This window comes from Streptomyces afghaniensis (assembly GCF_044327915.1).
GTDB classification, from domain to species: Bacteria; Actinomycetota; Actinomycetes; order Streptomycetales; family Streptomycetaceae; genus Streptomyces; species Streptomyces afghaniensis.
This window is the reverse complement of the sequence record NZ_JBIRGJ010000009.1, coordinates 417,555-442,199: the sequence shown is the minus strand read 5'-3', so window position 1 is coordinate 442,199 and position 24,645 is coordinate 417,555. Positions and strand designations below refer to the sequence as shown.

Sequence of the window (24,645 nt, the reverse complement as noted above, 5' to 3'; positions counted from 1 at the left end):
GCCGGAGGGGGTCACTCCTCGGTTAGCAGGAGCCCCTGGCGCACCGGGCGGGGCAACAGGGGCAAAGGCGCATCCGTTCGCGCCTCCGCCAACAGATTAATCAAGACACGGCCCGGTGCGGCAGTGGCGGCCGCCCTGTGGGTGCCCCGAGTCAGCCCTGAGGCCGCTCGGGGTCCGCCACGGAACGGGCCTCGGCGAGCGCCCGCAGGGCACGGGCGTCGGCGATCGCGCGCTGCCGGGCGATGCCCGGCTGGATGCCCAGCGCGGGCAGGCTGGTGCCGTCGCTGAGGTTGAGGAACACCCACGGGTCGCCGGGCCGGAGCGTCACCTGAAGGATCTCGGCCCATTCCAGCCGGCGCTTGTTCGTGAGGTTCACCACAGTGACGCCGGATTCGTCGGCGACGACCTTGGGCCGCGCCAGCAGAAGCAGCACCGCGTCCAGCAGGAGCGCCGTGACGACGAAGCTGAGCCTCTCGGCGGGGCTGAGCTGCTTCAGCAGCATCGCGACGGCCGTGATCACCACGAGGATGGCGACGGCGGCCGTGAGCAGCACCGCGCGGGTGCTGCCCGGCCGGAAGGTGACGGGCAGGGTGGGCAGGTCGGACATCGGTGCGCGCCCCTCAGAGACGGCAGGCGTGGATGGCCGTGGTCAGGATGGCCCGGGCGCCGATGTCGTACAGGTCGTCCATGATCCGCTGCGCCTCCTTGGCCGGGACCATCGCGCGGACGGCGACCCAGCCCTCGTTGTGCAGCGGGGACACGGTCGGCGACTCCAGACCGGGAGTGAGGGCGACGGCCTTCTCCAGCTGCTCGACGCGGCAGTCGTAGTCCATCATCACGTACGTCCGGGCGACCAGGACGCCCTGGAGGCGGCGCAGGAACTGCTGCACCTTGGGGTCGTCACCGTCCGCCCCGGTGCGGCGGATCACGACGGCCTCGGACTGCATGATCGGCTCGCCGACGACCTCCAGGCCCGCGTTGCGCAGCGAGGTGCCGGTCTCGACGACGTCCGCGATGACCTGGGCGACGCCGAGCTGGATGGCGGTCTCGACGGCGCCGTCGAGGTGGACGACGGAGGCGTCGATGCCGTGCTCGGCGAGGTGGGCCGCGACGATGCCCTCGTAGGAGGTGGCGACCGTCTTGCCCGCCAGGTCCGCCAGGCCGCTGATGGTGCCGGGCTTGCCGGCGTAGCGGAAGGTGGAGCGGGCGAAGCCGAGGGCGAGGATCTCCTCCGCGTCGGCGCCGGAGTCGATGAGCAGGTCCCGGCCGGTGAGGCCGATGTCCAGCTGGCCGGAGGCGACGTAGATGGCGATGTCGCGGGGGCGGAGGTAGAAGAACTCGACCTCGTTCGTCGGGTCGACGATCCGCAGTTCCTTGGACTCCCGGCGCTGCTGGTAGCCGGCCTCATGCAGCATCTCCGCCGCAGGGCCTGACAGGGAACCCTTGTTGGGGACGGCGATGCGCAGCATGAGGTCGGCTTCCTTTGCGTGGGTGTCGTGCGGGAACGGGTGCGGCTTACAGGTGGGCGTAGACGTCGTCGAGGGAGATGCCGCGGGCGACCATCATCACCTGGACGTGGTACAGCAGCTGCGAGATCTCCTCGGCGGCCGCCTCCTTGCCCTCGTACTCGGCGGCCATCCAGACCTCGGCGGCCTCTTCGACGACCTTCTTGCCGATGGCGTGGACGCCCTTCTCGACCAGCTCTGCGGTGCGGGAAGTGGCGGGGTCGCCCTGGGCGGCCTTGTGCTGGAGCTCGGTGAAGAGCTCCTCGAACGTCTTCTTGGACATGGTGACGCTCAGCCTATGCCACAGGTGGCTTTCGTCAGCGCCAGGGTTCGGATACTGAGCGGAGGGTGGCCGCGGTCGCCACCGCCGCCGTCACCGCCTCGTGTCCCTTGTCCTCGTTCGAGCCCTCGATTCCGGCGCGGTCCAGGGCCTGCTCCTCCGTGTCGCAGGTCAGCACGCCGAAGCCGACGGGGACGCCGGTGTCGACGGAGACCTGGGTGAGGCCCTGGGTCACGCCCTGGCACACGTACTCGAAGTGGGGGGTGCCGCCCCGGATGACGACGCCGAGGGCGACGATCGCGTCGTAGCCGCGGCCCGCGAGGACCTTGGCGACGACCGGGAGCTCCCAGCTGCCGGGGACCCTGAGGAGGGTCGGCTCGTCGATGCCGAGGTCGTGCAGGGCGCGCAGGGCGCCGTCGACCAGACCGTCCATCACCTTCTCGTGCCACTGTGCCGCGATGACGGCGACCCTGAGGTCACCCACATTGCGTACCGACAGCTCCGGTGCACCCTTGCCGCTCACGTCTCTCCCTCTGTGCTCTTCTACTGGTTGCCGCAGGCCGGCACGGTGGTCGTGTCCAGCCAGGGCAGGTCGTGGCCCATCCGGTCCCGCTTGGTGCGCAGGTAGCGGAGGTTGTGCTCGCCGGCGCTCACGGGCATCGGCACGCGCGCCTTCACCACGATGCCGTGGCGGGTGAGCGCGTCGGTCTTGTCGGGGTTGTTGGTCAGCAGGCGGACGCCGCGCACGCCGAGGTCGGCGAGGATCTGGGCTCCGGCGCCGTAGTCGCGGGCGTCGGCGGGCAGGCCGAGTTCGAGGTTGGCGTCGAGGGTGTCACGGCCGCGCTCCTGGAGTTCGTAGGCGCGCAGCTTGGACATCAGGCCGATGCCGCGGCCCTCGTGTCCGCGCAGGTAGACCACGACTCCCCGGCCCTCGGCCTGGATGCGGGCCAGCGAGGCGTCCAGCTGCGGGCCGCAGTCGCAGCGGGCGGAGCCGAAGACGTCGCCGGTGAGGCATTCGGAGTGGACGCGGACCAGGACGTCCTGGCCGTCGCCGATCTCGCCGTGCACCAGGGCGACGTGCTCGACGCCGTCGACGGTGGAGCGGTAGCCGTAGGCCGTGAAGGTGCCGTGGGCGGTGGGCAGTTGGGTCCTGGCCTCGCGGCGGACGGTGGGTTCGCTGCCGCGCCGGTAGGCGATCAGGTCCTCGATGGAGATGATCGTCAGGCCGTGCTTGCGGGCGAAGGGGATCAGCTCGGGCAGGCGCAGCATCGTGCCGTCCTCGCCGGCGATCTCGACGATCGCACCGGCCGGGCGCAGGCCCGCGAGGCGGGCGAGGTCGACGGCGGCCTCGGTGTGGCCGTTACGCGTGAGGACCCCTCCGGGCCGGGCGCGCAGCGGGAAGATGTGGCCGGGACGGACGAAGTCGTCGGGCTGGGCGGTGCCGTCGGCGAGCAGCTGGAGAGTGGTGGCGCGGTCGGCGGCCGAGATGCCGGTGCCCACGCCGTGCGCGGCGGAGGCGTCGACGGAGACCGTGAACGCGGTCTTCATCGACTCGGTGTTGTCCTCGACCATCTGCGGCAGGCGCAGCCGGTCGAGTTCGTCGCCCTCCATGGGCGCGCAGATCAGGCCACGGCACTCGCTCATCATGAAGGCGACGATCTCGGGGGTCGCCTTCTCGGCGGCGATGACGAGGTCGCCCTCGTTCTCCCGGTCCTCGTCGTCGACGACCACGACCGGGCGGCCGGCCGCGATGTCGGCGATGGCCTGCTCGACCGGGTCGAGCGTGAGGTCCTCGAAGCCGTCGGTGCCGTACAGGATCGGTGCCGTGCTCATGCCGGCGCTCCTTCCAGGGCGGGCTGCGCTGCCGCGCGGGAGCGCAGCCACCAGTCGCGCAGGCCCCACAGGACGAGCGCGCCGTAGATGACGTAGACGAAGCCGGAGAAGGCGAAGCCGTTGGCGAAGTTCAGCGGGACGCCGACCAGGTCGACCAGCAGCCAGGCGAACCAGAACTCGACCATGCCGCGGGCCTGGGCGTACATCGCGACGACCGTGCCGACGAAGATGTACGCGTCCGGCCAGGGGTCCCAGGACAGGGTCGGGAAGGCCGTGAACAGGCCGCCGACCGCGAGGGTGCCGAGGGCGGCGGCGCCGGCCAGCACCCCGCGCTCGCGCCAGGTGGCGAACCGTACGGCGATGGAGCCGTCCTGGGCCTGCTGCCGGCCGCGGTTCCACTGCCAGAAGCCGTACGTGGCGACGAGCATCACGACGACCTGTTTGCCGGCGCTGCCGGAGAGGTGGGCGGTGGCGAAGGCCGCGAAGAGGATCAGGCCGGAGACGAACTGGGCGGGCCAGGTCCATATGGAGCGGCGCCAGCCGAGGGCGAGGGCGACCAGACCGATCACGTTGCCGATCATGTCCGACCACTTGATGTGCTGGCCGAAGAGCGAGAACGCCTCGGAGTTGAGCCAGTTCACTTGGCCGCCCCCTGCGCACGGTCGCCCAGCATCCGCTCGACGTACTTGGCGATGACGTCCACCTCGAGGTTGACCGGGTCGCCGGGCTGCTTGTGGCCGAGCGTGGTCAGGTCGAGGGTGGTGGGGATGAGGCTGACCGTGAAGTAGTCGGGGCCGGCGTCGACGACGGTGAGGCTGATGCCGTCGACGGTGATGGAGCCCTTCTCGACGACGTACCGGGTGAGGTCCGCGGGGAGGGAGATCTTCACGATCTCCCAGTTCTCGGAGGGCTTGCGCTCCAGGATCTCGCCGGTGCCGTCCACATGGCCCTGCACGATGTGCCCGCCGAGGCGTTCGCCGACGGCCATGGGGCGTTCGAGGTTGACGCGGGAGCCGGCCTTGAGGACACCGAGGCTGGAGCGGTCGAGGGTCTCGGCCATCACGTCGGCGGTGAACTCGTCGCCCTCGTGGTCGACGACCGTGAGGCAGACGCCGTTGACGGCGATGGAGTCGCCGTGTTTCGCGCCCTGGGTGACGACGGGGCCTCGCAGGCGGAAGCGACAGGCGTCGTCGAGGGTCTCGACGGCGGTGACCTCGCCCAGCTCTTCGACGATTCCGGTGAACACTTCCCGGGTCCTCCTGCCTCTTCGGGCACGGACTCCGGGGCTGTCGATGACGACAGATTTCACAAGCGAGGACACCGGGAACGACGCCGGACGGAGTCCGCCCGGAGGACGGACTTCTTGGGCGGCGCGCACGTATGCCCGCTCGCCGCGCACTGCCTCCCATCCGGACTTTAACCGTCGGTCCAGGAATTTCACCTGGTCAACCGGCCGCTGGAGGCGACCGGGTCGCGGACTGTAACCGCCGGTTCGGACTTTCACCGACCCCGGAGTGCGCTGCTACTGATACATGGCCAGTGTGCCACGCCTGATCGATGTCCAGACGGGCGGGCGGTGTGGGGTGCCTCACAGAACGTGTCGCCCTCCTTCCCCAGCGCGACAGGGCGACCCAACTCCCGCACGTGCGTCCCTCCTTGGCGGACTCCGGCTTGGTACACACCTATTGACGCTGTGGTCTAGTCCTTTCTAGGGTCGTGCGTGCGCAGACCAGCGTGCGGAGACCGGCGTGCGCAGACCGGCCCGGCGGCGGTGACGACGGCCCTTGCCCGCCGTCGGGCCTTCCCACGCCGTACGGACGGTGTTCTGGCAGGGTGAGGCGTATGACCACCACGCTCGCCGACGAGTTCGAGACCCACCGGCCCCGGATGTTCTCGCTCGCCTACCGGCTGCTGGGCTCCGCGGAGGAGGCGGAGGACGCCGTCCAGGACGCGTTTCTGCGCTTCAGCGGCGCGGACCGTACGGGGATCGAGCATCCGGCGGCCTGGCTCGCCAAGGTCGTCACCAACCTCTGTCTGAACCGGCTGACCTCCGCCCGGGCCCGGCGCGAGCGGTACGTCGGGACCTGGCTGCCCGAGCCGGTGATCACCGCGGACGGCACGCTCGGCCCGCTGGAGTCGGCCGAGCAGCGGGACGCCGTGTCGATGGCGATGCTGGTGCTGCTGGAGCGGCTCACGCCGACCGAGCGGGCCGTGTACGTGCTGCGGGAGGCGTTCGGGTACGGGCACCGGGAGATCGCCGGGGTGCTGGATCTGAGCGAGGGCAACTGCCGCCAGCTGTACCGGCGGGCCGTGCAGCGGGTGGGCGAACCGCAGGCCCGGTTCGAGCCCGCGTCCGAGCGGCAGGAGGAGTTGGTCACGCACTTCATCACAGCGGCCCGTGACGGCGACCTGGCCGGGCTGGAAAAGCTGCTCGCGGCCGACGCTACCTGGTGGAGCGACGGGGGCGGGAAGGTCACCGCGGCCCGGTGGCCGGTCGAGGGCGGTCCCAGGATCGCCCGGTTCCTGGCGGGCGGGGGCCCGAAGTTCGCGGCCGGCCTGGAGTTCACCGTCACCGAGGTCAACGGCGCGACGGGGCTTGCCAGCTGGGCGGGCGACACGCTCGTCGGCCTGGCGGCGTTCGAGGTGCGCGACGGGCTGGTCGCGGGGGTGCGGGTCGTGGTCAACCCGGAAAAGCTGGCGTTCGCCCGGCACCAGCTCAGCCGGCCGTAGGGCAAGCCGGGGCGGTCGCGGGGTTGCCGGGCGCGGTCGGGGGGTTGCCGGGCGGGGTCGCCGGACTCGCCTGGTGCGGTCACGGGATCGCCGGGCATGGTCGCCGGACTCACCGACCGCGGTCGTGGGGTCGCGCCAGGCGCGGTCGTAACTAACCACCGGGGGCGCGGAACCGCCGGGCGCGTGATCGCCGGGCGGGGTCGCGGGATCGCCGGGCGGGTCGCCGGACTCGCCGGGCATGAGTGCCAAGCTCACCGGACACGGCGCGGGATCGCCGGGCGAGGTCGCCAGACCCCCCGGGCATGAACGCCAAGCTCCCCAGGCGCGGTCGCGGAACCGCCGGGGGGCGGTAGCGGAACCGCCGGGGGCCGGTAGCGGAACCGCCGGGCGCGGTCGCGGGATGCCGGGCGGAGTCGCCGGACCCGCGGGGCGAGGTCGCGTAACCACCGGGGGCCGGTAGCGGAACCGCCGGGCGCGGTCGCCAGACCCCCCGGGCATGAGCGCCAAGCTCGCCGGGCGCGGCTCGGGATCACCGGGCGGGGTCGCCAGGCTCGCCTGGTGCGGTCGCGGGGTCGCCGGGCGCGTCGCGGGATCGCCGCAAGCACGGTCGCCGGGCGCGGTCGCGGAACCACCGAGGGGCGGTCGGGATCGCCAGGCACGGTCGCGGACCCCGCCCCCGGGGGCGGTCGGGATCGCCGGGCTCGGTCGCGGAGCACCGGGCGGGTATGTCACATCCGGTGGGGGCTGTTCGGTCTCATCTGGTGAGCGGCGCTCCGTCCGGGGGCGCCGGGCGTCCGAAGGGACTGAACAGCATGACCACGATCCTGGTGACCGGCGGCACCGGAACGCTCGGCCGGCTCGTCGCCGAGCGGCTGCGCGCGGACGGGCACGACGTGCGGGTACTCAGCCGGCACACCCAGCCGTACGCGGTCGACCTGCGGGAGGGCGGGGACGCGCTGGACGCGGCCGTCGCCGGTGTGGAGACGATCGTGCACTGCGCGTCGTCGCCGAAGGGTGACGAACGGGCGGCGGCGAACCTGATCGGGGCGGCGCGCGGAGCCGGTGTGCGGCACCTCGTCTACATCTCCATCGTGGGTGTCGACCGGGTGCCGTTCCGCTACTACAAGAGCAAGCTCGCGGTGGAGCGACTGGTCGAGGAGTCGGGGCTCGGCTGGACCGTGCTGCGGGCGACGCAGTTCCACGACCTGCTCGTCATGCTGCTCCAGGGGCTGTCGAAGCTGCCGGTGATGTTCCTGCCGGCCGGTGTCCGGGACCAGCCGGTCGAGGTGGCCGAGGTCGCCGGCCGGCTGGTCGAACTCGCGGCGGGGGCGCCGGCGGGGCGGGTCGAGGACATGGGCGGGCCGGAGGTGCGGACGCTCGAGTCCCTGGCCCGTGCCTATCTGAAGGCGGCCGGGCGGCGCCGGGCGGTGGTGAACGTGCCGCTGTGGGGCGCGGCGTACCGGGGCTTCCGCAGCGGTGGTCACCTGACGCCGCAGCGTGCGACCGGCACGAGCACGTTCGAGGAGTATCTGGCGCGGCGGTACGGGGGCGAGCAGGCGCGGGCGGGCAGCGGGCGGTCCAGGACGTGAGCCCCGGCACGGCCTACCAGCCCTGAACCGGCCGCTCCCCCGGCGCGAAGAGTTCCTCCTGGGCGCGGTCCCGGGCCGTGAGGAGAGCGCCCCGCAGGACCGCGCGCCCGCCGAGTGTGGTCGTCCGTACCTCGGTGGGCAGGGGGGTCATCCGGGCTATGCGGTCCTGCACAAGGGCGGCGAGTTCGTCGCCGCCCGCCTGGCCGACCTCACCGCCGAGCACCACGCAACCGGGGTCCAGGATCGCGACGACCGAGGCGACGCCGACGGCGAGCCGGTCGGCGAGGGCATCGAGGAAACGGGCAGCGGGGAGGGCTCTGGGGGATGCGGACGCCTCGCTCCCGTTGGCCGAGCGGGGCTCCTCTTCGCCGTCGCTCCGTGCGCGGGTCTCATCGCCCCCGGTCACGCCCCCGGACTCCCCGCCCCCACTCGCAGAGTGAGGCACATCGGCCGCCCTCGCGGGCCCGAGCGCCCCGGCCCCCGTCCCCGCCTCCCGCACCTGGCGCACCGCCGACCGCACCACCGCGACCGCAGCTCGCACCACCCCCACCACCGACGGCTCCTGCCCCGGCCCCGCCGGAACCCCGCACCGCGCCGCGAGGTCCACGACCGCACCCGCCGCCGCCAGGGAGTGGAAACCGCCCTCGCAGTCCGTCGACGACGGCAGGGCGGCGGTGCCCGGGACCGGGAGGAAGCCGATCTCGCCGGTGCCGCCGGAGGCACCGCGTCGCAGCGCGCCGTCGAGGACCACCGCCGCGCCCGTCCCGTGGCCGAGCCACAGCAGGACGAAGGTGTCCCGGTCCCGGGCCACCCCGTCACGCTGCTCCGCCAACGCCGCCAGGTTGGTCTCGTTCTCCACGCTCACCCGGGCCTCGGGCAGCCGCTCCTGGAGGGCGGCGACGAGCCGGCGGTGCCACTCGGGCAACCCGGAGGAGTCACGGAGTTCGCCGCTGGCCGGGTCGATCAGGCCGGGCGCCCCGATCCCGACGGTGTGCAGCCGGTCGGCGCCGGCCTCCTTCACCACGCGCTCGACCAGGGCGACCGCCTGCTCCACGGCGTGGCCCGTTCCCATGTCACCGCCGATCGGCACCGACTCCTCGGCCAGCACCCGTCCCACCAGGTCCGCGACGGCCACGGCGACACCCTCGGTGCGTACGTCCAGCGCGGCGAGGTGCGCCCGGTCGGCGACGATGCCGTACACCTTGGCGTTGGGCCCGCGCCGCTGCTCCCCCGCCTCGCCGACCACCGCGATCAGCCCGGCGGCGGTGAGGCGTTCGACGAGGTCGGCGACGGTCGGCCGGGACAGACCGGTCAGCTGCTTCAACTGCCCTGCCGTCAGCGGGCCCTCCTGCTGGAGCAGACGCAGGGCGAGCCGGTCGTTGATGGCCCGGGCGGTGCTCGGGGATGCGGGCATGCCGGGATCCTTCCAGATCTGTGGGGCCGCACGGCCGTGTGCTCCGGCCGGCCGGTAAATCCTCTTATCTATCAGGCAGGGTTCCTGATAGTTTACGCGCGCCAACGGGCGCCAACGAGCGTCGACGCGGGGAAGACCGGGAGAGGACGGGGCCGGAGAATGAGCAACGTGGTCTACGAACAGCGCGAGGTGAAGCGGTCGCGGTACGCCGTGGCCGCCGTCTTCGCCGTGCACGGCGCCGTGACCGGCTCGTTCGCCACGCGCGTGCCGTGGATCCAGGACCACGCGGGCGTCAGCGCCGGCCAGTTGGGGATCGCGCTCGCCTTCCCCGCGCTCGGCGCGTCCGTCGCGATGCCGCTCGCCGGCAGCGTCAGCCACCGCTTCGGCGCCCGTAACGCGCTGCGCGGACTGATCGCCCTGTGGACGCTGTCGCTGGTGCTGCCGTCCCTCGCCCCGAACCTGCTCACGCTCTGCCTGGCCCTGTTCACCTACGGCGCCACGGCGGGCATGGCGGACGTGGCGATGAACGCGCTGGGCGTCGAGGTCGAGAACCGCCTCGGCCGGTCGATCATGTCCGGACTGCACGGCATGTGGAGCGCGGGCGCCCTGGTCGGCTCGGCGGCCGGCACGCTCGCCGCGCACCTCGGGTCGGACGCCCGGCTGCACCACGTCCTGGCCGCCGCGGTCCTCACCGTCGTCGGCGTGCTGTCCTGCCAGTGGGTGCTCGACCTCCAGCCCGCCGAGGACGAGGAGCCGCCGCCGCGGTTCGCGCTGCCGCCCCGGTCGGCGCTGCTCATCGGCGCGATCGGGTTCTGCGCGGTGTTCGCCGAGGGCGCGAGCCTGGACTGGTCGGCGGTCTATCTGCGCGAACAGCTCCAGACCTCGGCCGGCCTCGCGGCGGCGTGCACGACGGGCTTCACGCTCACCATGGCCATCGCCCGGATCGCCGGTGACAAGGTCGTGGACCGCTTCGGTGCCGTGCGGACCGTGCGGGCGAGCGGAGTGTTCGCCGTCCTCGGCGGGCTGCTGATCGTGGTCGCGGACCATCCGGCGGTGGCGATGAGCGGGTTCGCGCTGATGGGGCTGGGCATCGCCGTCGTCGTGCCGCTGTGCTTCGCGGCGGCGGGCCGCAGCGGCTCCAACCCGAGCCTGGCCATCGCGGGCGTCGCGACCATCACGTACACCTCGGGCCTGATCGCGCCGAGCGCGATCGGCATGCTGGCACAGGCGACCAGCCTGATGGTGTCGTTCGCGCTGGTGACGCTGCTGTCCTGCGGGCTGGTGGCGTTCGCGCGCGTGCTGCGCCCCGGCGACCGGGCGACGATCAGCCGGCCGGACACGGCGGTCCCCGACCCGCGCCCCTGATCGGACCGTGACTCCTGCTCGGCCCCGGTCACCACCGCTCCTGACGCACCCCGACAATGGTCCGGACACTCGCACGCACGACGAAAGCGAAACCGCACCATGGATCTCGGCGTCCGCTGGAAACTGCACGGCGACGGACGCACCCCGGCGCCCGGCGCGGTGGTCCGCCCCGACGAGCGGCTCTCCTGGCCCCGCACCGCCGGGCTCGGTGCCCAGCACGTGGTGGCCATGTTCGGTGCGTCCTTCGTGGCCCCGGTGCTGATGGGCCTGGACCCCAACCTCGCGATCATGATGTCGGGCGTCGCGACCGTCGTCTTCCTGCTCGCCACCCGCGGCCGCGTGCCCAGCTATCTGGGCTGCTCGCTGTCCTTCGTCGGCGTGGCGGCGGTCATCCGCGCGCAGGGCGGCAGCAGCGCCACCGTCACCGGCGCGGTCTTCGTCGTCGGCGCCGCGCTGTTCCTGGTGGGGCTCGCCGTGCGGCGGTTCGGGGCGCGGATCATCCACGCCGCGATGCCGCCGATCGTGACCGGCGCGGTGGTGATGCTGATCGGTTTCAACCTGGCGCCGGTGACGGCCTCGACGTACTGGCCGCAGGACCAGTGGACGGCCCTGCTCGTGATGCTCTTCACCGGGCTGGCCGTCGTCTGTCTGCGCGGCTTCTGGTCCCGGATCGCGATCTTCCTGGGGCTGATCTTCGGGTACGGCATCTCCTGGGTCTTCGACCTGGCCTTCGGCAAGATCCACTCGGTGGACGCGAGCGGCAAGCTCACCGACCACTGGCGGCTCGACCTCTCCGGCGTGGGCCAGGCGGACTGGATCGGGCTGCCGACCCTGCACGCCCCGTCGTTCGAGTGGTCGGCGATCCTGGTCGCCCTGCCGGTCGTCATCGCGCTGGTCGCGGAGAACGCCGGGCACGTCAAGGCGGTCGGCGAGATGACCGGCGACCCGCTGGACGACAAGCTCGGCACGGCGATCGCGGCCGACGGCGTCGGCTCGATGCTGTCCACCGCGGTCGGCGGCCCGCCCAACACCACGTACTCCGAGAACATCGGTGTGATGGCCGCGACCCGGGTCTACTCGACGGCCGCCTACTGGGCCGCCGCCGGCTTCGCCCTGTTCTTCGGTATCTGCCCGAAGTTCGGCGCCGTCGTGGCGGCGATCCCGGGCGGGGTGCTCGGCGGGATCACCGTCATCCTGTACGGCATGATCGGCCTGCTCGGCGCCCAGATCTGGCTCAACGCCGGGGTGGACCTGCGCAATCCGCTGAATCTGGTCCCGGCCGCGGCGGGCATCATCATCGGCGTCGGCAATGTCTCCATGAAGATCACGGACACCTTCTCGCTGAGCGGCATCGCGCTCGGCACGCTCGTCGTCATCACCGGCTACCACGCCCTGCGGGCCTTCGCCCCGGCCCACCTCAAAACGCAGCAGCCGCTGCTGGACGAGGGCACCAGTTCCTACGACGAGGCCAAGTCGTAGGCGTACGACGCCGTGAACGTCCCCGGCGCGCCCTTGCAGCCGTCCGACTCCCCCGGCAGCTTGACCCACAGGTAGGCGTCGATCCGGTCCTCGCCGGTGCTGAGGGTCGGTGTCCGGCCGAGCTTGCGGCCCGCCGGGTCGCACCACGCGCCGCCGGGCGGGGCGCCGTTGCCGTTGCGGCTGGTGTCGATGACGGCGCCCAGGCCCGCCGGGCCGCCGAGCGCGTCGAGGACCCGCCGGTCGTAGGCCACCTCGTCGGCCGTGGTGCGGAAGTTGGAGACGTTGCTGAAGATCCCGTCGGAGGACTCGGGCGAGGCGGCCCCGGCCTGCCGTAGCCACGCCGCCTGTTTGCCGGGCGCGTTCCAGCCCGAGTGCCCGGCGTCGAAGTACACGCGGGCCCGTGGGTTGGCGGCCTTCAGGGCGCGTCCGGCCCGGGCCAGCGAGGCGAAGCGGTCCGCGCGCTCACCGGCGGACAGGCACTCGGCCTGGGCGACGGAGTCCGGCTCCAGGACGACGATGACCTCGCCGGAGCCCAGCCCGTCGGCGAACCGGTCGATCCACGCGTCGTAGGCGTCCAGGTCGGGCGCCCCGCCCTGGGAGTGACCTCCGCAGTCCCGGCCGGGGATCGCGTACGGCACGAGGACGGGCACCCGGCCCTGTGCGGCACCGCCCGACGTCACCGCGGCGACCCGGGCGGTGAGCGTGTCCGGGGAGTAGTCGGCGAACCAGACGGCGGCCGGCTGGTCGGCGATGCGGGAGGCGATGACCGCCTGGCGGGGATCGCCGGCGTTGGCCCGGACCCAGTCGAGCACCTGGGAGTCGGGGTGGCGGTAGAGCCGGGCGCTCACGGGAGTGTTCCGCTCCTGCTTCTTCCGGGTTCTCTGCGGCGACGGCGTGGGGCTCGGCGTCCCGGACGCTGATGTGACGGGCGTGGGGGACGCGGACTCGGTGGCCGACGGGGACGCCGATGGCAGGGCGGGCAGGGGCGCCATGCGGGGCGACGCGGAGACCTCGGGGTGCCGCGCCTGGTCCGAGCCGCGCCGGTCGTCGAACGCGGACAGCACCCCGGCGGCCGAGCCGGCCGCGACCACGACGGAGGCCGCCACGACCATCGCGCCCCGCCGTACGGCACGCCTGCGCTCGGCCCTGCGGGCGGCCAGGCGCTGGGCACGTGAGCCTGACACGGTGCCGGTCCCCCTCCCCCTGCGGCGGGCGGTGTTCCCCCGTTTCGGGGAAGCGCCGGGCCTGCCGGTACTCCCGCCAGCCTAGAGCTGGGACTCTGCCCGCATGCCGCGATGCGAACAAGTCCCCCCAGCAGTGGACACTCCGGTCGACGGAGTCATCTCCCGTATGCGCGCCCTCGACGCGACCCTGCACCCCCGGGACGGGGTGGCGGTCTTCAACCGCGTCTACCTCGCCGTGACGGAAGGGGTGGACCGGTACGTCGACACGGGTCTGTTCCCGGACCCGCACGCCGCGATCACGCTGGACGTACGGTTCGCTGAGCGGTACCTGGAGGCCGTCGAGGCGGCGGCCGACGAGCGGCGCCCGCCGGCCTGCTGGCGGCCCCTGTTCCAGTTCCGCCGGCACCCCGGGGTACGGCCGTTGCAGTTCGCGCTGGCGGGCATCAACGCGCACATCGGACACGATCTCGCGCTGGCCGTCGTGGACACCTGTCGTACGCTCGGCTGCGCTCCCGCCGAGCTGGAGGACGAGTTCGACACGGTGGGCGATCTCCTCGTCTCGCTGGAGGAGCGCATCCGCGAAGACCTTATGCCGGGCCCCGACGTCCTGCAGATCGCCGACCCGCTGACCCATCTGCTCGGCTCCTGGAGCCTGGAGCGCGCCCGCGACGCCACATGGACGGCGGCCCGGGCGCTGTGGGCGCTGCGCGGATTCCCCGACGTGGCCGAGGAGTTCACCGAACGCCTGGACACGGCGGTGGGCTTCGCGGGGCGCATGCTGCTCACGCCCCTGCCGCAGCCCTCCTGCCTGCCCTAGGGATGTCCGCCTAGTCCTCGGGCAGCTCGACCGGTGCGATCTCGTCGTAGACGTCGCCGGGCCCCGGGTTGGCCGGGTCGGTCGTGCCGCCGAAGTGGTGCATGACGCCCCAGACCGCGTTGAGGGCGGTCTGGACGGCGCCCTCGGCCCAGCCGGCCGTCCAGGAGATGTCGTCGCCGGCGAGGAAGATGCCGCGCTTGTCCTCGGGCAGCCGGTCCTGCATGAAATGCGTGAACAGGCGCCGCTGGTAGCGGTAGTGGCCGGGCAGGTTGGCCTTGAACGCGCCCATGAAGTAGGGCTCGTTCTCCCAGGAGACGGTCACCGGGCTGCCGATGATGTGCTTGCGGATGTCGACCTTGGGATAGATCTCACCGAGCGACTTCAGCATGACCTCCATCCGCTCGTTCGCGGACAGCGGCAGCCACTTGAGGCTGTCGTCGCACCAGGTGTAGGAGAGGCAGATGACGGCGGGCTGGTCGGGGCCGTTGTCGAGGAGGTAGGTCCCGCGCGTCATGCGGTCGGTGAGCGTCATCGACATGACGTCCCGACCGGTCTCCTCGTCCTTGTCGAGCCAGAAGGGCCGGTCGACCGGCACGAAGAGCTTCGAGGACTCCATGTAGTGGGTGCGCTCGATCGCGGTCCAGTGGTCGATCGGGAAGAGCGAGTCGTCGCAGTCGATCTTCGACAGCAGCATCCAGGACTGGGCGGTGAAGATCGCCGCCGGGTAGGTGCGGATGTCACCGTGCGCGTCGGTCACGGTGATGCGGTTGCCGGCGGTGCGGTGCAGGCGGGTGACGGCCGGGCGGGGCTCGCCGCCCTCGTGCAGCTTGGCGAGCGAGGTCCCGTAGGCCCAGTGGACGATCTTCTCCGGCTCGCGCTCCCACAGGCGCAGCGGCAGTTGCTGGGAGCCGCCGACGATGCCGCGGTGGTGGTCGTCGGCCTCGGTGTAGACGACGCGGAGGATCTCCAGGATGGAGTTCGGGAAGTCGGTGTCCCAGCCGCCCGTGCCGAAGCCGACCTGGCCGAAGATCTCCCGGTGCCGGAAGGACCTGAACGCCTCGGAGTCGCAGAGGAAGCCGTAGAAGGTCTGGTTGTCGAGCTTCTCGACGAGCCTGGACCAGATCTCGCGGATGCGCGGGACGTCCCGCTCGCGCAGGGCCCGGTTCATGTCGGAGAAGTCGGCGCCCTCCTCCAGGCACCGGTTCCAGGCCTCGGCGACGTCCCGGTACACCTGGGGCAGGTCGGCGATCGTCTCGGCGTAGTGCGACTCGCCCTTGAGGTCGACGACGGTCGACGGGGTCGCCTCCGCCAGGGGGTTGGGGAAGGGCCGCGTCTGGAGGCCGGCCAGGTCGATGTAGTGCTGGAGGGCGGTGGAGGACGGCGGGAAGCGCATCGCGCCCATCTCGGCGGTGAGGGAGTCGTCGCACCCGTCGAAACCCACCGTCCGCAGCCGGCCGCCGATCCGGTCGGCCTCGTACACGACCGGCTTGAGGCCCATCTTCATCAGCTCGTACGCGGCGACGATGCCGGACAGGCCGCCGCCGATGACCGCGACCTCCGTGCCGTGCTCGGTCGCGGGTATCTGCCCGAGACCCGCCGGGTGGGCGAGGAAGTCGTCGTACGCGTACGGGAAGTCCGGGCCGAACATGGTGATCGGCGGCTGCTGCGCGTCTGCGTGCTCGACGGCGTTGGGCACGGTGGACGTCATGGGGTACGGACTCCTTGCACAGATACGAACAGGCGTTGAAGGGGTGTCAGACGAGCGGCCCGTACAGGCCGGGGCGCCGGTCCCGCAGATACGGGTTGGCCTCGCGCGACGCGGCGAGGAACACGGGGTCGACGTCGGCGAGGACCAGTTCCTCGGCGCGCCCGGCCCGGGTCCGGGCGACCCCGTCGGGCCCGGCCAGCGTGGACAGGCCCACGAACTCGAACTCGCCCTCCCGGCCGGCCCGGTTGACGTACGCGACGTACATCTGGTTCTCGAAGGCACGCACCGGGATCATCGACTCGGCGACGAACTGGAACGGGTGCATCTGCGCGGTCGGGACGACCAGCAGGTCGGTGCCGGCGAGGGCGTGGGCGCGGACGTTCTCCGGGAACTCGACGTCGTAGCAGATCAGGATCCCGACGCGCAGACCGCCGAGCTCCGCCTGGACGACCGGCTGGTCCCCGGGCGTGAAGTGGTCGCGCTCGAAGCAGCCGAAGAGGTGGGTCTTGCGGTAGTTGGCGAGACGGGTGCCGTCGGCGGAGATCAGCTGGGCGGAGTTGAACACGGCGTCGCCGGCCCGCTCGGGGTAGCCGTAGGCGATCGCCAGTCCGTGCCGGGTCGCGGTCTCGGCGATGGCGTCCGCGCAGTCGCCGTCGGCGGGCTCGGCCAGCCGGCCGATGTCGTCGCCGATCGCGTACCCGGTCAGGAACATCTCCGGCGCGACCAGCAGCCCGGCACCCGCGGCGGCGGCCCGGCCCGCGGCCTCGTCGAGGACCTTGAGGTTCTCGACGGTGGAGCCGGGGCGGCCGGAGCTCTGGAGCAGGGCGGTGCGCATGCGTGTTCCTCACCGGGGCGCGGGGATTTCGGGGCCTGATAGACGGTACGGTCGGCGGCTCCGGCCGGACAAGGAGCAGCCGTTGCGCGTCCGTGAGCGGATCATTGCGTTCGCCGGCGGGTCGGCGGCGATTCGTTGCGGGCGCTGACCGGTCCTTCCCCGGTCGTATGCACGAACGGCCTTTCCCCGCCGGGCGGCGGAGGCCGGGTCCCGTCCCGGGTGCGATGTGGCGCGGGCGCGGCGACGGGACAGTGGTGAGCGTCCAGTCGACGTGCGTCACCTGCGGAAAGGACCGCCATGAACCGCCGTACGAGGACCGCCTTACTCGGCTCCGCGCTGCTGCTCACCGTCGCCGCGGCGGCAGGCTCCGCCGGAGCTTCCGCCCCCGGCGAAAGCAAGCGTGAGGCCGCCGCGCTCACCGGCACAGCCAAGCTGTACCGATCGGCCGGGGACGACATCACGTTCTCCTTCGACGCGCACCTGGCCGCGAAGGACAAGGCCGATCCGATGAAGGCCACCGGCACCTTCGAGTGGAGCCACTACCTGAACGGTGAGGGCGCCTGGGCGAAGGCGAAGGTCGACTGCCTGGTCACCGGCGGCAAGGTCGCCGTCGTCTCCGGGGTCGTCACCGCCACGGACCTGCCCGGTGCGAAGGGCACCCGGGTCGGCATCACCGTGCACGACCTCGGCCGCCACGACCGGCTCGGCTACAGCTGGGCGACGACCGAGGACCTCGGTCCGAAGGACCTGCCCAAGTGCGTGGGCTCCGCCCCCTTCGAGAAGGTCAGGAAGGGGACGGGCGACTTCACTGTCGTGCCGTGGCGGCCCGACTTCTAGCCAGCGCCAGCGCTGTCACCAGATAGGGGATCGCCAGCACCGCGAAGACGCTGCTGTGCGCCATGTCCGTGCCGAGCAGCGCGTAGACGCCGAACGTGGCGACCGTCGCCAGCTCGGTGCCCAGGCTCGCGACGGAGGTGAGCGTGGCCCGGCGGGACTCGTCGATACGGTGCTGGAGGCGGACGTCGGCCAGCACCTCCGCCAGCTGGAACCCGGCGAAGGCGAGGCTCACGAGGGCGATACCGGCCAGTGAGCGGGACGCGGCGCCCACGGCCAGGGCGAGTGCGGCGCCCGCGAGCAGCGTGGCGAGACCGGCCGGGCCGAGGCGTTCGGCCGGTCCGGTCAGGAGGCTGCCGACGGTGACGCCCGCCCAGATCAGCATGATCAGGTAGGGCACGGTCGCTTCGGCGACGCCGATGTCCCGGACCAGCAGCGGGGTGTACTCGTCGAGCGCGCCCCACACCGCGGCAACGGCCGGGACCAGCAGCAGGGCGCCGCGCACCGCACGGTCCCCGCGGACCTCGGCGAGCCCGGTCCGCAGGGTCGTCGCCCAGCTGTCGCCTGCGTTGTGCGGCCGCACCCGGTGCTCGGGGAACCGGGTCGCGGTGAGGGCGGTCAGCACACAGGCCAGGAAGCTGGCGGCACCGACCGCCGCATAGCCGCCCTGGGCGAAGACGGGCCCCGCGAGGCCGAGCGAGGCCACGGTGCCCACCAGCCGCGCCGCCCGTGCCCGGCCCATGACCCGCGCGTACCGGCCGGCGGCGCCGAGCCGGTCCAGTTCGTCGTAGACCAGCGCCTCCAACGCGCCGGAGCCGAGCGCTCCGCCGGCGCCCCACAGGACGAAGCCGGCCGCGAAGGCCCCGTACGACGGGACGGCCACCCACAGCGCGAAGCCGGCGGCGGTGAGCAGCGGGCCGATCCACAGCAGCCTCCTGCGGGACACGGCGTCGGCCCAGGCGCCGGAGGGCACTTCCAGCACCACCGAGGTGATCGACCACAGGGCGAACAGGGAGGAGATCTGCCAGAGCGACATGCCGGTGTCGGCGAACAGCAGCGCGTACACCGGGTAGAGCAGGACGAAATCGTCGAGGAACGCGTAGCCGTACAGCGTGGTCGTCAGCCGCCGGACACCGGTGGCGGGCACGCGTGCAGGTGAGAGTGTCATGAGGCCTTCCCGCAGGGACGGATCGGATGCCGGAGGTACGGCGTCCGAGGCGGCCCTCGGGAGGCGCGGCTGGTGGATCAATGTCGCCAGGTCATGACACCGATGCTAGGCGCCGACCGGCGGATCGTCCTCTGGATTACGTGGGCGATCCCGACGAGAAGCGCCGCAGCAGCGGCGACAGCACGAGCACGGACTTGGTCCGCTCGACGAACGGCTCCCCGGCGATCCGCTCCAGGACCCGTTCGAAGTGCCGCATGTCGGAGGCGAAGACCTGGGCGATCGCGTCCGCGTCCCCGGTGACGGTGGACGCGGCCACGACCTCCTGGTAGCGCTCCAGGCCCCGCTGGATGGTCTCCGGGGAGGTGTTGCCCCGGCAGTAGATCTCGACGAACCCCTCGGTCTGCCAGCCGAGGGCTCCCGGGTCCACCCGGACGGTGAAGCCGGTGATGGCTCCGGTGGCCCGCAGCCGGTCCACGCGCCGTTTCACGGCGGGCGCGGACAGGCCGACGATGTGGCCGATGTCGGCGTAGGAGCGGCGGGCGTCCTCGGCGAGGGCGTGCACGATGCGTTCGTCGAGATCGTTCAGCACAGTGGGTCGGTCACTTTTCGGATGGTGCGAGTCGGGAACGGCGGTAGCCGTACACGAAGTAGAACACGAGCCCGGCGGCCATCCAGACACCGAAGACGACCCAGGTCACGGTCGGCAGGCTGCCCATCATCCAGACGCAGAAGGCGAAGCCCAGCGCGGGCAGGACCGGGGAGAGCGGCACCCGGAAGGTGCGGGGCATGTCCGGCCGGGTCCGGCGCAGCACCACGACGGCCACGTTGACCAGCGCGAAGGCGAACAGGGTGCCGATGCTGGTGGCGTCGGCGAGCTGCCCGAGCGGGATCGCGGCGGCCAGCACACCGCAGAACAGGGAGACGATCAGGGTGTTGGCGCGGGGCGTGCCGCTCTTCGGGTGGACCCTGGCGAACACCTTCGGCACGAGGCCGTCGCGGGACATGGCGAACAGGACGCGGGTCTGGCCGTACAGCACGGTCAGCACCACGCTCGCGATGGCGATGACGGCGCAGAACGCCAGCAGCGTGCCCCAGAAGGTCTGCCCCGTGACCTCGCGCATGATCTGGGCGAGGGCGGCCTCGGAGCCGGTGAAGTTCTCCCAGGGCTTGGCGCCGACCGCGACGGCGGCGACGAGGACGTACAGCGCCGTGACGATGACCAGCGACAGCATGATCGCGCGGGGCAGGTCGCGCTGGGCGTTCTTGGCCTCCTCGCCGGCGGTGGAGGCGGCGTCGAAGCCGATGTAGGAAAAGAACAGCGTCGCCCCGGCGGCGCTGACGCCCGCCATGCCCAGCGGCATGAAGTTCTCGTAGTTGCCGGAGCGGAACCCCTGGACGCCGATGGCGCAGAAGAGCACCAGCGCGGCGATCTTCACGATGACCATGACGGTGTTGGCCCGGGCGGACTCGCGGGCGCCGCCCAGCAGGAACGCCATCGCGAGCAGCACGACGATCAGCGCGGGGAGGTTGAACACGCCGCCGTCCCCGGGCGGGGCGGACAGGGCGGCCGGGATGGTGACGCCGACGGTCCCGTCGAGCAGTTCGTTGAGGTACTCGCCCCAGCCGACCGCGACGGCGGCGACGGACACGCCGTACTCCAGGACCAGGCACCAGCCGCAGATCCAGGCGATCAGTTCGCCCATCGTTGCGTACGCATACGAGTACGAGGAGCCGGAGACCGGGATGGTGCCCGCCAGCTCGGCGTAGGACAGGGCCGAGAACAAGGCGGTCAGACCGGCTATGACGAAGGCGAGCGTGACGGCCGGTCCCGCCTTGGGGACGGCCTCGCCGAGCACGACGAAGATGCCGGTGCCGAGGGTGGCACCGATGCTGATCATGGTGAGCTGCCACAGGCCGAGGGAGCGCCGCAGCGAGCCTCCCTCGCCCTGGCCACCCTCCGCGACCAGGTTCTCCACCGGCTTGCGACGCATGAGGCGCGCGCCGACGCCCGGGGACGGCGGGGCGGTCTGACTACTGCTGTGCGGGGGTGCGCCTTGGTCGAGCACGCGCTGACTCCTTCGTCACTGCCGGTCTTGGGCGGCGGGGACCGGCAGCGCCCCGCCCGACAGCCGGGACCCACCGAGCGGGGTCCCCGCCACGCCACGTACGAGGCGACAGCCTACGAGGAGCGGCGTTGCCCGTGTAATGCAGCAACCTTGCGCGTGCCCGCAAGATCATTGCGTTCCTCGCAACTGGCCGGTGGTTCGTTGCACGTCCGCGTTCGTCCGTTGCACGGGACTTGCTCGGACCAGCTCCTTCACCAGGAACGTGAGCTCCTCGACACACTCGTGCGTGACACCGTCGTGGCCCTCGTAGGACCAGCGGCCGACGTAGCGGGCAAGGGGCCGGTAGCCGAGCCTGGCGTAGAGGGCGGCGGCTCGCGGGTTGTCGTCGGCGACGCCCAGGCCGATGGCCGTGCGGCCCCGCTCCCGCGCGCGTTCCTCGGCGGCGCGGACCAGGGCGCTGCCGATGCCGCGCGAGCGCAGCGACTCGGGCCACACGGTCAGCGCGTTGATCTCCGGGCAGCCGGGACGTGCCGCCCGTACGGCCGCGTCGTCGCAGCCGCCCCAGCGCAGCTCCGTGTGCCCGACCGGACGTCCGTCGCGCCAGGCGACGAGGTAGGTGCTCTGCCCCCGCTCCTGGCGCGCGAAGCGGCGCGCGTGGAACGAGGTGGCGCCCGGGGAGCCGATGCACTGGTCGAGCAGCGGCACATCGGCGGCCCTGCAGACGGTGATCTCCATGGCGTACGACGGTAGGGGCCCCGTACGCGCGAGGCCCCCGATTTTTTTCATCGGGGGCCTGGACGAGGGTGTGGCGACCGTCAGTTCCAGCTGGCGTGCAGCGGCTTGCCCTCGGCGTAGCCGGCGGCGCTCTGGATACCGACGATGGCCTTCTCGGCGAACTCCTCCAGGGAGGCGGCCCCGGCGTACGTGCAGGAGGAGCGGACGCCCGCGATGATCGAGTCGATCAGGTCCTCGACGCCGGGGCGGGCCGGGTCGAGGAACATCCGGGACGTGGAGATGCCCTCTTCGAACAGCGCCTTGCGGGCCCGGTCGTACGCCGACTCCTCCGAGGTGCGGTTGCGTACGGCCCGCGCGGAGGCCATGCCGAAGGACTCCTTGTAGGCGCGCCCCTGGGCGTCGTGCTGGAGGTCGCCCGGGGACTCGTAGGTGCCCGCGAACCAGGAGCCGACCATCACGTTGGACGCGCCGGCGGCGAGGGCCATGGCCACGTCGCGCGGGTGGCGGACGCCGCCGTCGGCCCACACGTGCTTGCCGTACTTCTTCGCCTCGGCGGCGCACTCCAGAACGGCGGAGAACTGCGGCCTGCCGACGCCGGTCATCATGCGCGTCGTGCACATGGCGCCGGGTCCGACACCGACCTTGACGATGTCCGCGCCCGCTTCGATCAGGTCGCGCACGCCCGCGGCGGCCACCACGTTGCCCGCGACGATCGGCACCTGCGGGTCGAGGTCGCGCACCAGCTTCAGGGCGCTGATCATCGACTCCTGGTGGCCGTGCGCGGTGTCGATCACGAGGGTGTCGACGCCCGCGTCCAGCAGCTGCTTGGCCTTGCCGGCGACGTCGCCGTTGACACCGACGGCGGCGGCGATCCGCAGGCGCCCGTGCACGTCCGTGGCCGGCTTGTAGAGCGTGGCGCGCAGGGCGCCCTTGCGGGTGAGGATGCCGGCGAGCGTGCCGTCCTCGTTGACCGCGGGGGCGTAGCGGCGGTTGGCGTGGTCGAGGGTGTCGAAGGCCTCGCCCGGGTCCATGTCCGCGTCGATGAGCAGCAGGTCCCGGGACATGACCTCGCCCAGCTGCGTGAAGCGGTCCACGCCGGACAGGTCGGAGTCGGTGACCACGCCGACCGGCCGGTGGTTCTCGTCGACGACGACTCCGGCGTTGTGCGCGCGCTTGGGCAGCAGCGCCAGCGCGTCCGCGACGGTCTGGTGGGGCACCAGCATGATCGGGGTGTCCAGGACCAGATGGCGGCTCTTCACCCAGGAGACGACGTCGGTGACCACGTCGATCGGGATGTCCTGCGGAATGACGACGAGGCCGCCGCGACGGGCCACGGTCTCGGCCATGCGGCGCCCGGCGATGGCGGTCATGTTGGCGACGACGAGCGGGATGGTGGTGCCCGTGCCGTCCGGGGAGCTGAGGTCGACGGCCTGCCGCGAGCCCACCGAGGAGCGGCTCGGCACCATGAAGACGTCGTCGTACGTCAGGTCGTACCCGGGCTGGATGTCATTGAGGAAACGCACGTGCTGCACATCCCAGTCGATCAGAGGTGACCCCCCGACCGGCCGGCCAGGGGGAAAAGAGCACGTACTTCATTCTCCCATGACACCGGCGCGGACGACCCCCAGCGGATCATCCAGGCTGGTCAGGGCCTCGTTCGGAGGATGCTCCAAGCCCGAGGGTCACGAAGAGACCCGGGCCCCGGTCCGTCGCCTCGGCGAAGATCTCCTCCGCGACCTGCCACTCCTCGGGCCGCTTCTCGGCGTACGCCCGCCAGCCCCGCACGACGACCAGCAACCCCCGCTCCACGGCTCCCTCGGGCCAGAGGCCGGGGTCGGCCAGGCAGTCCGCGAGGGCGTCCCAGTTGCGGCCGAACCACTCGGGCAGGGCCAGGTCACGGGCGCAGCGGTCCATGAGGCCCGCCTTGTCCGTGACCCCGTCGAGGTCCAGCACGAGCACGATCCGGCCGGCCGGGTCGTCCGGCATCTCACGCGACTGGCTGACCATCTGTCAGACTCCGTCCGGGTCGGACCTGTTGAGCGCGGACTTCGGTGCCGGGCCCGCCGTCATCAGATAGTCCGCGGCCGACGTGTCCGTCACCAGGCTGGTGACGAGCCCGGACCGCAGCACCGCGTCGATCGCGGGTCCCTTGCGCTGTCCGCCGGCGATCGCGACGACCTCGGGGATACGGCGGAGCTGGTCGGCCTTGACGGTGATGCACCGCTCGCCCAGGTCCCGGCCGACCCTTCGGCCCTCGGCGTCGAAGAGGTGCGCGGACATCTCGGCGGCGACCCCGAGGGAGGCGTAGTGCGCGCGCTCCTCGTCGCTGAGCATGTCGTGCACCGTGGAGATGCCCGGCTCCCAGGAGCCGATGGAGACGCAGGCGACGGTGACCTTGTCGAAGTGCTCGAAGGCCCGGGCGATCCCCGTCTGGTTGCGCAGTGCCGTGGCCGTGGCCGCGTCGGGCAGCAGCATCGGCGCGTAGATGGGGTGGGCGTCACCACCGGACACCTGGGCGGCACGGCGTACCGCCTCGACGGAGCCGCGCTCGGCGGTCCCGGCGTCGTACACGCCCGTCAGCTGCACCACCGTGCACGGCGGCAGCCGGTCGAGCGCCGCCGCCATGTGGATGGTGGAGCGGCCCCAGGCCAGGCCCAGCACATCTCCTTCGTTGACCAGTTCGCCGAGCAGGTCGGCGGCCACCTCTCCCAGGTTCTCGGGGTCGGGCGACTCCTCGGCATCGGCCGGGGACTCGACCACGACGGCGTGCCTGAGGCCGTAGCGGGCGCGGAGCGCGTCCGAGCGCTCGGCGTCCAGCTCCGCAGGCACACGGATCTCGATGCGCACGAGATCCCGTTCGAGGGCGGTCTCCAGGACCCGGGCCACCTTGAAGCGGCTGACGCCGAACTCCTCCGCGATCTGGATCTTGGACTTGCCCTCGAGGTAGAAGCGGCGGGCCATGGCCGCCGCCTGCACCAGCTCAGCGGGTCCCATCCGCATGGCTGACCGGCCCGCCGACATACCCGACACGGCGATCTCCTCACTGCTGTTCACACTCTGGATTCGCCGTTCATCCTTGCAGATCCGGCGCGGATGATCAGCC

At 72.1% G+C, this 24,645-nt stretch carries 24 protein-coding genes and 1 riboswitch; of the genes, 6 read left to right on the top strand and 18 right to left on the bottom strand.

Annotated features, from left to right (window positions below):
* Positions 1 to 151: 151 nt before the first annotated feature.
* Genes ACH4G3_RS34030 through ACH4G3_RS34000 form a run of 7 tightly spaced genes read right to left on the bottom strand, consistent with a single transcriptional unit; the run spans position 152 to position 4,864 of the window.
* Entirely contained in the window at positions 152 to 607 is a 456-nt protein-coding gene (locus tag ACH4G3_RS34030; protein ID WP_354747941.1) for a PH domain-containing protein, read from the bottom strand.
* A gap of 13 nt (positions 608 to 620) precedes the next feature.
* Positions 621 to 1,469, bottom strand: a complete 849-nt coding sequence (gene hisG / locus ACH4G3_RS34025) for an ATP phosphoribosyltransferase (protein ID WP_020273518.1) — start codon at positions 1,467 to 1,469, stop codon at positions 621 to 623.
* Between the two features lie 46 nt (positions 1,470 to 1,515).
* Positions 1,516 to 1,788 (bottom strand): phosphoribosyl-ATP diphosphatase, encoded by a 273-nt coding sequence (locus ACH4G3_RS34020; RefSeq protein WP_003988914.1) that lies wholly within the window; start codon positions 1,786 to 1,788, stop codon positions 1,516 to 1,518.
* A 34-nt stretch (positions 1,789 to 1,822) separates the two neighbouring features.
* A complete protein-coding gene (gene ribH, locus ACH4G3_RS34015; RefSeq protein ID WP_030038615.1) occupies positions 1,823 to 2,308 on the bottom strand; it encodes a 6,7-dimethyl-8-ribityllumazine synthase in 486 nt (161 codons plus the stop codon).
* Positions 2,309 to 2,328: 20 nt separating this feature from the next.
* Complete coding sequence (locus ACH4G3_RS34010; protein ID WP_397628078.1) at positions 2,329 to 3,618, bottom strand: bifunctional 3,4-dihydroxy-2-butanone-4-phosphate synthase/GTP cyclohydrolase II; 1,290 nt, start codon at positions 3,616 to 3,618, stop codon at positions 2,329 to 2,331.
* Positions 3,615 to 4,259 (bottom strand): nicotinamide mononucleotide transporter family protein, encoded by a 645-nt coding sequence (locus tag ACH4G3_RS34005; protein ID WP_354747936.1) that lies wholly within the window; start codon positions 4,257 to 4,259, stop codon positions 3,615 to 3,617. The genes ACH4G3_RS34010 and ACH4G3_RS34005 overlap by 4 nt, the downstream gene beginning before the upstream one ends.
* Positions 4,256 to 4,864, bottom strand: coding sequence for a riboflavin synthase (locus ACH4G3_RS34000; protein WP_354747934.1), 609 nt, complete (start codon positions 4,862 to 4,864; stop codon positions 4,256 to 4,258). The genes ACH4G3_RS34005 and ACH4G3_RS34000 overlap by 4 nt, the downstream gene beginning before the upstream one ends.
* A 145-nt stretch (positions 4,865 to 5,009) precedes the next feature.
* Positions 5,010 to 5,140: riboswitch (FMN riboswitch) on the bottom strand.
* A 320-nt stretch (positions 5,141 to 5,460) separates the two neighbouring features.
* Here ACH4G3_RS34000 and ACH4G3_RS33995 point away from each other — a divergent pair.
* Complete coding sequence (locus ACH4G3_RS33995) at positions 5,461 to 6,348, top strand: RNA polymerase sigma-70 factor (protein ID WP_397628077.1); 888 nt, start codon at positions 5,461 to 5,463, stop codon at positions 6,346 to 6,348.
* Between the two features lie 812 nt (positions 6,349 to 7,160).
* Complete coding sequence (locus ACH4G3_RS33990) at positions 7,161 to 7,937, top strand: SDR family oxidoreductase (RefSeq protein ID WP_397628076.1); 777 nt, start codon at positions 7,161 to 7,163, stop codon at positions 7,935 to 7,937.
* Between the two features lie 13 nt (positions 7,938 to 7,950).
* Here ACH4G3_RS33990 and ACH4G3_RS33985 read toward each other — a convergent pair whose 3' ends face one another.
* On the bottom strand, positions 7,951 to 9,351 hold the full coding sequence (locus ACH4G3_RS33985; protein ID WP_397628075.1) for an ROK family transcriptional regulator: 1,401 nt from the start codon (positions 9,349 to 9,351) through the stop codon (positions 7,951 to 7,953).
* Between the two features lie 159 nt (positions 9,352 to 9,510).
* Between ACH4G3_RS33985 and ACH4G3_RS33980 the strand changes: the two genes are divergently transcribed.
* Together ACH4G3_RS33980 and ACH4G3_RS33975 are read left to right on the top strand one after the other, a co-directional pair.
* Positions 9,511 to 10,716, top strand: coding sequence for an MFS transporter (locus ACH4G3_RS33980; protein ID WP_397628074.1), 1,206 nt, complete (start codon positions 9,511 to 9,513; stop codon positions 10,714 to 10,716).
* A gap of 99 nt (positions 10,717 to 10,815) precedes the next feature.
* On the top strand, positions 10,816 to 12,195 hold the full coding sequence (locus ACH4G3_RS33975) for a uracil-xanthine permease family protein (protein WP_397628073.1): 1,380 nt from the start codon (positions 10,816 to 10,818) through the stop codon (positions 12,193 to 12,195).
* Here ACH4G3_RS33975 and ACH4G3_RS33970 read toward each other — a convergent pair.
* The gene (locus ACH4G3_RS33970; RefSeq protein WP_397628144.1) at positions 12,174 to 13,307 is read right to left on the bottom strand and encodes a glycoside hydrolase family 6 protein; all 1,134 of its coding nucleotides are present in this window, start codon (positions 13,305 to 13,307) and stop codon (positions 12,174 to 12,176) included. The two genes, ACH4G3_RS33975 and ACH4G3_RS33970, sit on opposite strands and share 22 nt — an antisense overlap.
* Positions 13,308 to 13,482: 175 nt before the next feature.
* On the opposite strand from ACH4G3_RS33970, the gene ACH4G3_RS33965 reads away from it, so the two are divergent.
* On the top strand, positions 13,483 to 14,196 hold the full coding sequence (locus ACH4G3_RS33965; protein ID WP_397628072.1) for a DUF5995 family protein: 714 nt from the start codon (positions 13,483 to 13,485) through the stop codon (positions 14,194 to 14,196).
* A 10-nt stretch (positions 14,197 to 14,206) separates the two neighbouring features.
* Here the strand turns inward: ACH4G3_RS33965 and ACH4G3_RS33960 are convergent, their stop codons facing one another.
* Together ACH4G3_RS33960 and ACH4G3_RS33955 are read right to left on the bottom strand one after the other, a co-directional pair.
* Complete coding sequence (locus ACH4G3_RS33960) at positions 14,207 to 15,904, bottom strand: flavin monoamine oxidase family protein (RefSeq protein ID WP_397628071.1); 1,698 nt, start codon at positions 15,902 to 15,904, stop codon at positions 14,207 to 14,209.
* A gap of 46 nt (positions 15,905 to 15,950) precedes the next feature.
* Positions 15,951 to 16,739 carry a carbon-nitrogen hydrolase family protein gene (locus tag ACH4G3_RS33955; RefSeq protein ID WP_397628070.1) on the bottom strand — a complete coding sequence of 263 codons (789 nt, stop codon included), beginning with the start codon at positions 16,737 to 16,739 and terminating at the stop codon, positions 15,951 to 15,953.
* A 297-nt stretch (positions 16,740 to 17,036) separates the two neighbouring features.
* Here ACH4G3_RS33955 and ACH4G3_RS33950 point away from each other — a divergent pair, with 297 nt between their 5' ends.
* The gene (locus ACH4G3_RS33950; protein ID WP_397628069.1) at positions 17,037 to 17,576 is read left to right on the top strand and encodes a Repetin; all 540 of its coding nucleotides are present in this window, start codon (positions 17,037 to 17,039) and stop codon (positions 17,574 to 17,576) included.
* Here ACH4G3_RS33950 and ACH4G3_RS33945 read toward each other — a convergent pair.
* The 7 genes from ACH4G3_RS33945 to ACH4G3_RS33915 all read right to left on the bottom strand — a co-directional run bounded on the left by ACH4G3_RS33945 (position 17,545) and on the right by ACH4G3_RS33915 (position 24,596).
* Entirely contained in the window at positions 17,545 to 18,741 is a 1,197-nt protein-coding gene (locus ACH4G3_RS33945; protein WP_397628068.1) for an MFS transporter, read from the bottom strand. The two genes, ACH4G3_RS33950 and ACH4G3_RS33945, sit on opposite strands and share 32 nt — an antisense overlap.
* Positions 18,742 to 18,877: 136 nt before the next feature.
* A complete protein-coding gene (locus ACH4G3_RS33940; protein ID WP_010046396.1) occupies positions 18,878 to 19,330 on the bottom strand; it encodes an Lrp/AsnC family transcriptional regulator in 453 nt (150 codons plus the stop codon).
* A gap of 10 nt (positions 19,331 to 19,340) precedes the next feature.
* On the bottom strand, positions 19,341 to 20,807 hold the full coding sequence (locus ACH4G3_RS33935; RefSeq protein WP_397628067.1) for an amino acid permease: 1,467 nt from the start codon (positions 20,805 to 20,807) through the stop codon (positions 19,341 to 19,343).
* Positions 20,808 to 20,975: 168 nt separating this feature from the next.
* A complete protein-coding gene (locus ACH4G3_RS33930; protein ID WP_397628066.1) occupies positions 20,976 to 21,542 on the bottom strand; it encodes a GNAT family N-acetyltransferase in 567 nt (188 codons plus the stop codon).
* An 80-nt stretch (positions 21,543 to 21,622) separates the two neighbouring features.
* Positions 21,623 to 23,065 carry a GuaB1 family IMP dehydrogenase-related protein gene (locus tag ACH4G3_RS33925; RefSeq protein ID WP_397628065.1) on the bottom strand — a complete coding sequence of 481 codons (1,443 nt, stop codon included), beginning with the start codon at positions 23,063 to 23,065 and terminating at the stop codon, positions 21,623 to 21,625.
* A 109-nt stretch (positions 23,066 to 23,174) separates the two neighbouring features.
* Positions 23,175 to 23,528 carry a barstar family protein gene (locus tag ACH4G3_RS33920; RefSeq protein WP_037670069.1) on the bottom strand — a complete coding sequence of 118 codons (354 nt, stop codon included), beginning with the start codon at positions 23,526 to 23,528 and terminating at the stop codon, positions 23,175 to 23,177.
* Positions 23,529 to 23,552: 24 nt separating this feature from the next.
* Positions 23,553 to 24,596 (bottom strand): sugar-binding transcriptional regulator, encoded by a 1,044-nt coding sequence (locus ACH4G3_RS33915; protein ID WP_354747908.1) that lies wholly within the window; start codon positions 24,594 to 24,596, stop codon positions 23,553 to 23,555.
* Positions 24,597 to 24,645 lie beyond the last annotated feature (49 nt).